Raw genomic sequence first — 10,104 nt, forward strand, 5'->3', positions numbered from 1 at the left:
GAAGGAAGCCTAACCTAAGTACTTGAGGTTCCGAATCGCCAAGCGGCCCAAAGGGCAGCGTAACGCCCGTCACGCGCGACGAGTTCTTCGTGAGTTCCGTGTTCCAGCACGCGACCCGCGTCGAGAACGGCGATCCGGTCCGCCGCGATGGCCTGGGTCAGGCGGTGTGCGACCAGGAGTGTGGTGCGGCCCCGGCAGGCCGCGAGCGCGGCTCGTTCCAGCGCGGCGGCACCCTGGCTGCCGGCCTCGGCCGTCGACTCGTCCAGCACGACGACGGGGGAGCGGCCGAGCACCAGGCGGGCCAGCGCGATCTGGGCGACCTTGGTCACGTCGAGTCGTTCGCCGCCCTCGCCGACATCGGTTTGCAGGCCCTGCGGCAACGCTTCGACCCACGAATCCGCGCCTACGGTCCGCAGCGCGTCCATCAGCTCGTCGTCGGTCGCATCCGGTGCGGCCAAACGGAGATCCTCGGCCAGTGGGCCGGCGAACACGTGCGCTTCCTGGGTCAGGATGCTGACGAGCGCGCGGGCTCCCGCCTCGTCCAGGCCTGCCAGGTCGGACTCGCCGATGTGCACGGATCCGGTCAGCGGCGTGCCGGTTCCGGCGACCAGCGCCGCCAGCGTCGTCTTGCCCGCGCCGGTCGCGCCGACGAGCGCCAGCGACGTTCCGGCCGGGATCTCCAGGTCGACGTCCCGCAGCACGTCGTGCTCGGATTCGGGGTAGCGGAACGAAAGCCCGCGCACCGACACCGGAAGTGGCCGTGCGTCGGGATCGACGGCCACCGCGCTGCGCACGAGTTCGTCGCCGTCGGATTCGGTGGTCACGCCGACCAGTCGGGTCAGCCCCGCGCCGGACTTCTGCGCCTCGTCGAAGAAGGCCATGATCAGGCCGAGCGGTACGAACAACTTGTGGAACAACAGCGCCGCGACGGAAACCTGGCCCAGCGACGACTGCCCGTTGGTCACCAGGAAGTAGCCGACGACGATGATCAGCCCGAGCCCGATGAACTCGGCGCGGTTCTCCCGTCCGATGAACCGGCCGAAGAACCGGAAGACGTCGATGCCGATGTTGCGCACCCGCCACGATTCCGCGGTCACCTTGTCCCGGAACGCGTTCTCCAGGCGGTAGGCACGCACGGTCGCAATGCCGTCCAGGCCGCTGATCAACGCCTGCGCGCGATCGGCCTGGGCCTCGGAACGGGCGCGGTAGAGCGGCTGCGACCGCGGCAGGTACCACCGCAACGCCAGCCAGTAGGCGGGCAGCGCGCAGGCGCCGGCGAGACCGAGCCGCCAGTCGAGCCCGAACATGCCGCCGGTGGCGATGACGACCAGGACCACCGCGGAGAAGATCGTCGGGATCGCCGTGCGGAAACCCTTGGAGATGACGGCGACGTCGTCACCCACGCGGGAGAGCACGTCACCGCGGCCGACTTCCTCGATGCGCGCGCTGGGCATCCCGAGCACCGCGCGGACCGCGCCTTCCCGCAGGCGCGCCAGCATGTCCGCGCCCACCCGGCCGACGAGGTAGGTCGACACCGCGGTCATGGCCGCGCCGGCCAGCGCCGAGACGACCGTCGCGATGCCGATCGTCCAGAGGATCGACGCGTCGCGGCCCTGCACGACCCCGTCCACGACGGTGCCCAGCAGGAACACGGGAACGATCTGCAGCACCGCCCCGGCCACCGTCGCCAGCATGGTGGCGATCGGCAGACCGGGGGCGGAACGGCAGTGGTCGTACACCCAGCGAGAAGCCTCCCGCCCGGACGCCGTGCGCAGGATCTTCGCCGGCGCGCCGGAGACGCTCGTGGTCACGGGGGGAGGCCTTTCGCTGGATCTTGGTGCTGTGAAAGGAAGATCAGCCGACGGACTTGGCGGCCTTCACGAGCTCGTCCACCGCGTACGGCATGGACGCGAGGGTCGCCTGCGAGATCGCGGCACCGATGGCCGGGCCCTCGCTGTCGAGGATGTAGTGGACCTTGCCGGCCTTGACCGCGGGCAGGTTGTTGAAGAGCTCGAAACCCTTGAGCGCCTTCAGGTCCGCCTCGTCGTTGATGATGAAGATGCGGTCGACGTTCATCACGTCGATGCGCTCGGGGGACAGCGACACGTAGAACTTGCCGGCCGCGAGCTCGTCGACCTTCGTGTTGCCCTTGAAACCAATGCCGGAGAGGACCTGTCCGCGCACGTCGGTCGTCGCGAACGGTCCGATGGCGTCCTTGTACCAGGACGCGACGACCGCGGTCTCGTTCGCCCAGGCCGGGTTCGCCTTCTTGGCTTCGGCGAGCTTGTCGTCGATCGCCTTGATCGCCTTGGCGCCCTCGTCACCCTTGCCGATCGCCTTCGCGACCTGCAGCGCGTTGTCCTGCCACTTGGCGGAGAAGGGCTCCTTCTCGTCCTTGGTGCGGCCGACCGTCGGGGCGATCTTCGTGAGCTTGTCGTACCACTCCTGGGTCGCCTCGGAGTAGACGGCGACGATCAGGTCCGGGCGGAGCTCGGCGATCTTCTCGAAGTTCGGCTCGGTGTCACCGTTCTTCATGATGACCTCGGGCGTGGTCGAACCCCACTTGTCCTTCACCCACGGCCACTGGGTGTTGATGTCGGGCTTCTTGCCCTCGGGGTTCGGGTACTGGTCGACCATGCCGACCGGGACGACGCCCAGCGCGAGCAGCGTCTGTTCGTCGGTGTAGCCGAGGGAGACGACGCGCTTGGGCGCTTCCTTGATCTCCGTCGTGCCGAAGAAGTGCTCGACCTTGGTCGGGAACGTGCCACCGGAGGCGTTGCCCGCGTCCGGGGTCGTGGCAGGCGTGGAGGAACCGCACCCGGCGAGGACGCTGGCACCGACCACCACGGCTGCTGCCACAGCGGTCAGTCGCTTCCAGGTCATGGTCGTTCTCTGGCCCATTCGGCACCTCGTTCTTCGCTGCCCACGCGGCGGGGGGAAATTAGGACAGGCGAACCTTATCACCCGGTTAGGGCAGGCTAACTTAGGTCTTGGTCACTCTTCGATACCACGTGTGTCCGGCCGATAGGGACGATCAATGGACGTTCGCTGACCGGATCGTCGATGACTTTCGCCTGCAGACCGAACGTGTCCAGCAACAACTCGCTCGTGATCACTTCGCTCGGATGCCCCTGCGCGACAATTGATCCCGACTTCATCACGATCAGGTTGTCGCTGTAACGAACGGCCAGGTTCAGATCGTGCAGGACCATGACGATCGTGCAGCCGCCCTCGTGGAGGTCGTCGACGAGGTCGATCACGTCGATCGCGTGCGCGAGGTCGAGATAGGTCGTCGGTTCGTCCAGCAGCAGCAGATCGGTGCCCTGCGCGAGCGTCATGGAGATCCACACCCGCTGCCGCTGGCCGCCCGAGAGCGAGTCGACCGGGCGGTGGGCGAGATCGGCCACCCCGGTCATGTGCAACGCCCTGGCGACGACGTCCGCGTCGTCGCTCGACCACTGGCGCACCCAGCTCTGGTGCGGGTGCCGGCCGCGGGCGACCAGGTCGGCGACCGTGAGTCCCTCCGGCGCGATCGGGGTCTGCGGGAGCAGGCCCATCCGCTTCGCGACGTCCTTGGTCTTGAGCCGCGCGATGTCGCCGCCGTCGAGCAGCACCGTGCCCTGGCGCGGTTTGAGCAACCGGGACAGCGTCCGCAGCAACGTCGACTTGCCGCACCCGTTGGGTCCGATGACCGTGGTGATCACCCCGGTCGGGATGGCGACGTCCAGGTTGTCGAGCACGACCCGGTCGGCGTACCCGACCGTGACGCCCTCGGCCCCCAGTCGGGCGGCATCGTTGCGCAGCGCGGTCATAGGTCAACCTTACTTAATGAAGGCTTACCTCAGGCGGCGCGTCGGAGGTTCGAGCGCACCAGCAGGTAGACGAGGAACGGACCACCGATGATCGCCGTGACGACGCCGACGGGCAGGTCGTTGGGCAGCAGGGTCCGCGCGATCAGGTCCGACCCGATCAGCAGCAGCGCGCCGAAGAGCCCCGACGCCATCACCGGCGGCACGGGGGAGCGCAACAGCCGCATGGTGATCTGCGGTGCGACCAGTGCCACGAACGGCACCGGACCTGCGGCGGAGACCGCGACACCGGCCAGCAGCACCGCGCAAAGGAGGAGCACCGCGCGCACGGCCGAGTAGCGCACACCGAGACCCGCGGCGACGTCGTCACCGAAGTGCATGGGCTGCATCTGGAACGCGACGACCAGCACGACGACGACCAGCGCGGCCATGATCCAGAGCGACGCCCACACCTCGGTCCACGACCGCGAGTCGAGCGATCCGACGAGCCACCGCTGCGCGCGGGCCACGTCACGGATGTCGGCGAGCACCAGCAGCCACGTCGTGAGCGCCTGCATGACCGCGTTGACCGAGACGCCGATGAGGATCAGCCGGAACCCGTCGATGCCCTTCTTCCACGCCATGAAGTAGACGAGGAAGCCGGTCAGCAGCCCGCCGGTGAGCGCGGCCGTGGAAAGCCCGACGGCGCCGCCGATCGCCGCGCCGCCGCCGGCCGTCACGATGAAGACCGCCGTGGCGCTGGCGCCGCCGGTGATGCCGAGCACGTCGGGGCTGGCCAGCGCATTGCGAGCGATCGACTGGGTCAGCGCGCCGGAGATGCCGAGCGCGACCCCGGCGATGAGACCGACGAGGGACCGCGGCATCCGCAGGTCCATGATCACGAACTCGTCGACCCGCTCGCCCTGCCCGATGAGCGTCCTGAACACGGCGGGCAGTTCGATGGTGAAGTCGCCGACCGCGATCGACACGCAGAAGATCAGGAACGTCAGCGCGGCCAGCACGACCGTGACGAGCACCGGCCACGGCCGCCAGACCCAGGACCAGCCGCCGACGCGCAGGCCGCGGTGCATTTCGGGAGTTTCCGGTGCGATGGTCATGTCTGCCTGAACTTCCCGAGCCAGACCAGCACCGCGAAGAACGGGGCGCCGATGAGTGCGATGACGATGCCGGCCTGCAGTTCGGCGGGACGCACGACGAGCCGGCCCGCGATGTCGCCGAGCAGCAGCACGGCCGCGCCGAGCAACCCCGCGTACGGCACCAGCCAGCGGTAGTCCGGCCCGGTGAACCACCGCGCGACGTGCGCGACCATCAGGCCGAGGAACGCGATCGGCCCGCAAGCCGCCGTGGCCGCGCCCGCGAGCAGCGTGACGGCCAGCACGCCGACGGTGCGGCCGGCCGCGATGTTCACGCCGAGGCCGCGCGCGACGTCGTCACCGAGGTTGAGCAGGTTGATCACCGGCAGGTTGACCATCGCCAGCATGAGGCCGACACCGATGAAGATCGCCGCGACCGTGATCACGTCGAACCCGACGCCCTGCACCGAACCCGCGTTCCAGAACCGCAGCACGTCGAGCGTCTGCTTGTCGCCCAGCGCGACCGCGGTCGTCATCGCGGCCAGGAAGACCGTGACGCCCTGCCCGGCCAGCGCGAGCGTGAGGGGGTTGCCCGCGCCCCGCCCGAGGCTCGAGAGCCCGAACACCACCACGCCCGCCACGCCGGCCCCGAGGAACGCGAACCACATGTACTGGACCGGGTTCTGCAGGCCGAACAGGTAGACCGAGAGCACCACGGCGAACGACGCCCCGGAGTTGACGCCGAGCAGCCCGGTGTCCGCGATGGGGTTACGGGTGTGCCCCTGGATCAACGCGCCCGCGACACCGAGCCCGATGCCCGCCACGATCGCGAGCACCGTCCGCGGCACGCGCAGCGTCTGCACGATCAGCGTGATCTCGACGAGCCGCTGGTCGTCGCCGGGATCGCCGAACAACCCCTGCCACACCTCGGCCGGGGTGAGCGACCGCGCGCCGATCACCAGCGACAGCACCGCCGCCCCGGCGAGCAACACCAGCAGACCCGCCAGCCCGAGCCGGCGCCGCCGGTGCGGACTCTCCCCTGGCGCGGCCTCGGGCACGCGTTGCTCCACGACCATGCTCACGACGGGTTACGTTAGCTCCCGCCCGGCCTGCTCGGTCAGGGCACCCTTACCTCGATCGTTCGCACGGTCTTCTCCAGCGCCCCGGCGATCCACTGCTCGATGTCGTGGCGTGCCGTCCGGGCGATCGTCGTGTCGCGGTTGGTGAAGCCGTGCCGGGACTCCGGGTAGACCCGCAGGTCCACCTCGCCCACCGCCGCCACCCGTGCCGCCATGGCCAGGTTGTCCTCCAATAGGACGTCCAGGGCTCCGACGACCATCAGCAGCGGCGGTAGACCGCGCAGGTCGCCGTAGACCGGTGAGATGTCCGGGACGGTGCGGTCGGGCGCCTGTCCCGCGTAGGCCTTGATGAAGTACTCGTCCGCGATCAGCCGCCCGGCCGGGGTGAGGCCGCTCAGGTCGTACGTGCCGAACTGGAGTGCCGCGCCGGCGAACGGGTGGTCGCGCAGCCGGAGCAGCGTCGTCACGGCAAGGGTGGCGCCTGCCGAGAAGCCGCCGATGACCATCCGGCGGGTGCCGAAGCGTTCCTCGGCGTGCTCGATCAGCCAGCGCGCCGCGGTCTCGGCGTCGTCGGGCGCGGCCGGCCACGGGTGCTCCGGAGCGAGCCGGTACTCGACGCCGATCACCACGACGCCGAGCGCGTCCGCGAGCCGCCGGTCGCGTTCGTCGTCCTGCGCCGTGACACCCAGGTAGAAGCCGCCGCCGTGGAAGTGGAGGTAGACGCCGTTCGGACGGCCTGCCGGCTCGTGGATCCTGACGGGCACCCGCCGGCCGTTCGCCTCGACCGTCGTCGAACCGCCGAGCGTGGCGAGCCTCATCTCCCGGAGCTCATCGGCGTTGGCCGGGCCCCTTCTGGTTCCCCTGCGGGTGTTCTCGGTCCGGGCCTCCTCGACGTGCGGTGCCAGTTCCGGGTCCATGAAGTCGGTCAACCTCAGTCGCACTGGGCATCTCCTTGTCGTGTGCGGTGATCACTCCGCGTACTCTTGTGATCTCTCAGCGTTATCTGTAAGGTTGATGTCCTGGGAGCGCTCCCAATCCGCCGCTGCTGTTTGAACGTCGATCATCGGAGATCGGAGGCTCATTCATGCGCAAGCGCAGCACCTTCGGGTCGCTCACCAGACGGCGGGGCTTGGTCGCGCTCGTCATCAGCGCGCTGGTCTGCACGTTCCTCTGGACGCCCACGGCGTCGGCCCACGGCACGATCGTCGGGCCGGCCACCCGCGCCTACCAGTGCTGGCAGACGTGGGGCAGCCAGCACACGAATCCGGCCATGCAGCAACAGGATCCCATGTGCTGGCAGGCCTTCCAGGCCAACGCCGACACGATGTGGAACTGGATGAGCGCGCTGCGGGACGGCCTCCGCGGGAACTTCCAGGCGGCCACTCCGGACGGACAGCTCTGCAGCAACGCCCTGGCGCGCAACAACTCCCTGAACACGCCCGGCCGGTGGAAGACCACCAACCTGGGCAGCAGCTTCTCGATGCACCTGTACGACCAGGCCAGTCACGGAGCTGACTACCTGCGCGTCTACATCAGCAAGAACGGGTTCGACCCGACCACCCAGAGACTGGGCTGGGGCAACCTCGACTTCATCACGCAGACCGGCAGGTTCGCTCCGGCCAAGGACATCAGGTTCAACGTCCAGACCTCCGGCGCGTACCGCGGCCACCACGTGGTGTTCACGATCTGGCAGGCCTCACACCTGGACCAGGCGTACATGTGGTGCAGTGACGTGAACTTCGGCTGAGAACCGACGTGGTGCGTGTCTGCGGAAACCACCGGGGACACGCACCACGCGTTTCAGTTCGCGACCAGGCGCCAGCGGTTGTCCGCGGTGCCGTTGTCCGAGTCCTGCACGACCTGCGCGCCGGCGGTGGTGGAGCCGTTGAGGACGCCGAGCAGCTTGCCGCTGTGGGCGTTGCGGATCTTGTAGGTGCCGTCGCCGCCGGGGACGAACGTCCACCTGTGGTCGGCGGTCCCGTTGTCGGACCACTGCAGGACGCGGGCGTTGTCGGCCGTGGACATGTTCTCCACGCCGAGGACCTTGCCGCTGTGGACGTTGCGCAGTCGCATGTCCGACCCGTCGGTGACGAGCTGCCAGTCGTGGTCGGCGGTTCCGCTGTCGTGCCACTGCACGGCGAGGCCACCATCCACTGTGGACATGTGCTGGATGCCCAGCACCATGCCGGTGGCCGCGTTGACCAGCCGGTGGCTCGCGGTGGCGCCGCCGGTGTTCCAGTAGACGTTGTAGTTGAAGCCGTGGGCGTCGTGGAACGGCCCGAGGTTGATCCGCGTTCCGTTCGCCGTCGCGGTGAACGCCAGCGTCGAGGTGCTGGTGCGTGTAACGGAGCCGACGTCCAGTGACGGCAGCCCGGAGGGCTTGGTGTCGCCGTAGTTGCCCGCGAGCACCGCCGGGCCGTAGGTCAGCGCGACGACACCGGGGTTGTCGTTGGCGGGCTGGGCGATCACGCGCATCGGCAGCCGCAGCGTCACCACGTCGCCGGACGTCCATGAGCGCGTCAGGGTCGCGTAGGTGCCGGGCGTCGTGGTCACGTTCTGCGCCACGCCGTTGACGCTGACGGTCGCGCCCGTGGTCCAGGCGGGGATGCGCAACCGCATCGTCCACGAGCCGGCCGCGTTGCCGGTGACGGTGAGCGTCGTGGTGTCGCTCGCCGGGTAGCTCGTGGTCTGGGTGACGGTGATGCGCCGGGACGACCACGTCAGCACCGACGGCGCGTACAGGTTCACGGTGAGGGTGCTGCCGCTGAAGAAGTAGATCGAGTCGGCGAGCTTGGTGTTGGTCTCCAGTCCGGTGCCCTGGCAGCACCAGAACGTGCTGTAGTCCGTGCTCCAGTGGCCGCCGCCCCACGCAGGGCCGGTGTCACCGCGCCGGTGCCCGGGGTTGAGCCCGGTGAAGTAGCAGGTGTGGCCGTGGGGGTCCGCCGGGTTCTGCTGGCCGATCAGGTGGTTGAGCAGGGCGCGCTCGTAGTAGTCGAAGTAGGCCGCCCGGCCGGGGTCGGTCAGCCACAGTTCGCGCGTCAGCCTGAGCATGTTGTAGGTGTTGCACGCCTCGCACGTGTCGGTGCTCAGGTAGGCGGCGATGGCGTTCGGTGCGCGGAAGTGCTCTGCCTGGCTGTTGCCGCCGATGGCGTAGGTGTGCGCGCCGATGGTGATGTTCCACGCGTTGAGGGCGATGTCGCGGTAGCGGGTGGTCCCCGTCGCCTTGTACTCGCGTGCCGCGCCGATCCACTTCGGCACCTGGGTGTTGGCGTGCAGGCCGTTGAGGCGGTCCTGGCCGGCCGCGAGCGGGTCGAACACGGCGGCGTGGTCGAACCGCTGGGCCGCTGTCAGCCAGCGTGAGTCGCCCGTCTGCTGGTAGAGATCGGCGAGCACGGCGTTCATGCCGCCGAACTCGGTGCCCAGAACGGACTGCATCCGGCTGTAGGACAGCCGGGCCGTGCGCCAGTCGACCCATCCGGCGAAGCGCAGCAGCACGTCGCGCGCCTGGGTGTTGCCGATGTGGCGCCACACGTCCAGCAGCCCGGCGAGGGTCTTGTGCAGCGAGTAGTACGAGACGGACTTGGGGGAGCCGTTCTCCAGCGCGTCGAAGTCCGACTCGGGGAAGCCTGACAGGTATCCGGTGTTGAAGCCGGCTGCCGCGTTGTTCGCCTGGCACTTGGCCAGTTCCGCGACCATGTGGTTCGCCCTGTCCCGGCACGTCGTGTCGCCCAGGACCGCCCAGGCTTGCGCCCACGCGGTGAGGAAGTGCCCCTGGCTGTGCGTGCGGAAGGGGAAGTCCGGCGCCTCCCAGCCGCCCAGCGCGGCGGCGCCGTTCGTGGACAGCCGGTGGTTGGCGCGGAAGTTGTAGAGCAGCCGGTCGACGTCGACGAAACGCAGGTAGGACAGCGTCCGGTTCTGGTTGTCCAGCCACCGGCCCTGGGTCAGCCGGACCTCGGACAGGTCGAACGGGTGGGCCGACACGCCGGCGTCGGCGCGCACCGGCGGTACCGAGGCCGCCTGCGCCGGCCCCGCCACCAGGGACGGCGCCGTGGTCGCGATGGCGGCCACGCCCGCGGCTTGGAAGAGCCTGCGTCGACTCAACGATGAGGACATGAGGATGCTCCAGTCGCTCGGCGAAACTGC

General features: G+C 69.1%; 8 protein-coding genes. 1 reads left to right on the forward strand and 7 read right to left on the reverse strand.

Annotated features, from left to right (window positions below; translation table 11 throughout):
• Positions 1–14: 14 nt before the first annotated feature.
• The 6 genes from BLR21_RS00370 to BLR21_RS00395 all read right to left on the reverse strand — a co-directional run bounded on the left by BLR21_RS00370 (position 15) and on the right by BLR21_RS00395 (position 6,902).
• Positions 15–1,811 (reverse strand): ABC transporter ATP-binding protein, encoded by a 1,797-nt coding sequence (locus BLR21_RS00370; RefSeq protein WP_090003633.1) that lies wholly within the window; start codon positions 1,809–1,811, stop codon positions 15–17.
• Positions 1,812–1,854: 43 nt separating this feature from the next.
• Complete coding sequence (locus BLR21_RS00375; protein WP_218130692.1) at positions 1,855–2,883, reverse strand: iron-siderophore ABC transporter substrate-binding protein; 1,029 nt, start codon at positions 2,881–2,883, stop codon at positions 1,855–1,857.
• Positions 2,884–2,978: 95 nt separating this feature from the next.
• Positions 2,979–3,812: an ABC transporter ATP-binding protein gene (locus tag BLR21_RS00380; protein ID WP_090003635.1), complete on the reverse strand. Its 834-nt coding sequence runs from the start codon at positions 3,810–3,812 to the stop codon at positions 2,979–2,981.
• 29 nt (positions 3,813–3,841) lie between these two features.
• Complete coding sequence (locus BLR21_RS00385; protein WP_218130693.1) at positions 3,842–4,906, reverse strand: FecCD family ABC transporter permease; 1,065 nt, start codon at positions 4,904–4,906, stop codon at positions 3,842–3,844.
• A complete protein-coding gene (locus tag BLR21_RS00390) occupies positions 4,903–5,958 on the reverse strand; it encodes a FecCD family ABC transporter permease (protein ID WP_090003636.1) in 1,056 nt (351 codons plus the stop codon). The genes BLR21_RS00385 and BLR21_RS00390 overlap by 4 nt, the downstream gene beginning before the upstream one ends.
• A 41-nt stretch (positions 5,959–5,999) precedes the next feature.
• On the reverse strand, positions 6,000–6,902 hold the full coding sequence (locus BLR21_RS00395) for an alpha/beta hydrolase (RefSeq protein ID WP_256334348.1): 903 nt from the start codon (positions 6,900–6,902) through the stop codon (positions 6,000–6,002).
• 143 nt (positions 6,903–7,045) lie between these two features.
• On the opposite strand from BLR21_RS00395, the gene BLR21_RS00400 reads away from it, so the two are divergent.
• Positions 7,046–7,708 (forward strand): lytic polysaccharide monooxygenase auxiliary activity family 9 protein, encoded by a 663-nt coding sequence (locus BLR21_RS00400; RefSeq protein ID WP_090003637.1) that lies wholly within the window; start codon positions 7,046–7,048, stop codon positions 7,706–7,708.
• A gap of 53 nt (positions 7,709–7,761) precedes the next feature.
• Here the strand turns inward: BLR21_RS00400 and BLR21_RS00405 are convergent, their stop codons facing one another.
• Positions 7,762–10,074, reverse strand: coding sequence for a beta-L-arabinofuranosidase domain-containing protein (locus tag BLR21_RS00405; RefSeq protein WP_090003638.1), 2,313 nt, complete (start codon positions 10,072–10,074; stop codon positions 7,762–7,764).
• Positions 10,075–10,104 lie beyond the last annotated feature (30 nt).

Source organism: Lentzea albidocapillata subsp. violacea (assembly GCF_900100275.1).
Classification (GTDB): Bacteria; Actinomycetota; Actinomycetes; order Mycobacteriales; family Pseudonocardiaceae; genus Lentzea; species Lentzea violacea.

Bases quoted from the DNA above. Each gene is read 5' to 3' on its own strand.
- BLR21_RS00385 (WP_218130693.1), bottom strand. From the start codon at position 4,906: ATGACCATCGCACCGGAAACTCCCGAAATGCACCGCGGCCTGCGCGTC.
- BLR21_RS00380 (WP_090003635.1), bottom strand. From the start codon at position 3,812: ATGACCGCGCTGCGCAACGATGCCGCCCGACTGGGGGCCGAGGGCGTC.
- BLR21_RS00375 (WP_218130692.1), bottom strand. From the start codon at position 2,883: ATGACCTGGAAGCGACTGACCGCTGTGGCAGCAGCCGTGGTGGTCGGT.
- BLR21_RS00405 (WP_090003638.1), bottom strand. From the start codon at position 10,074: ATGTCCTCATCGTTGAGTCGACGCAGGCTCTTCCAAGCCGCGGGCGTG.
- BLR21_RS00400 (WP_090003637.1), top strand. From the start codon at position 7,046: ATGCGCAAGCGCAGCACCTTCGGGTCGCTCACCAGACGGCGGGGCTTG.
- BLR21_RS00390 (WP_090003636.1), bottom strand. From the start codon at position 5,958: ATGGTCGTGGAGCAACGCGTGCCCGAGGCCGCGCCAGGGGAGAGTCCG.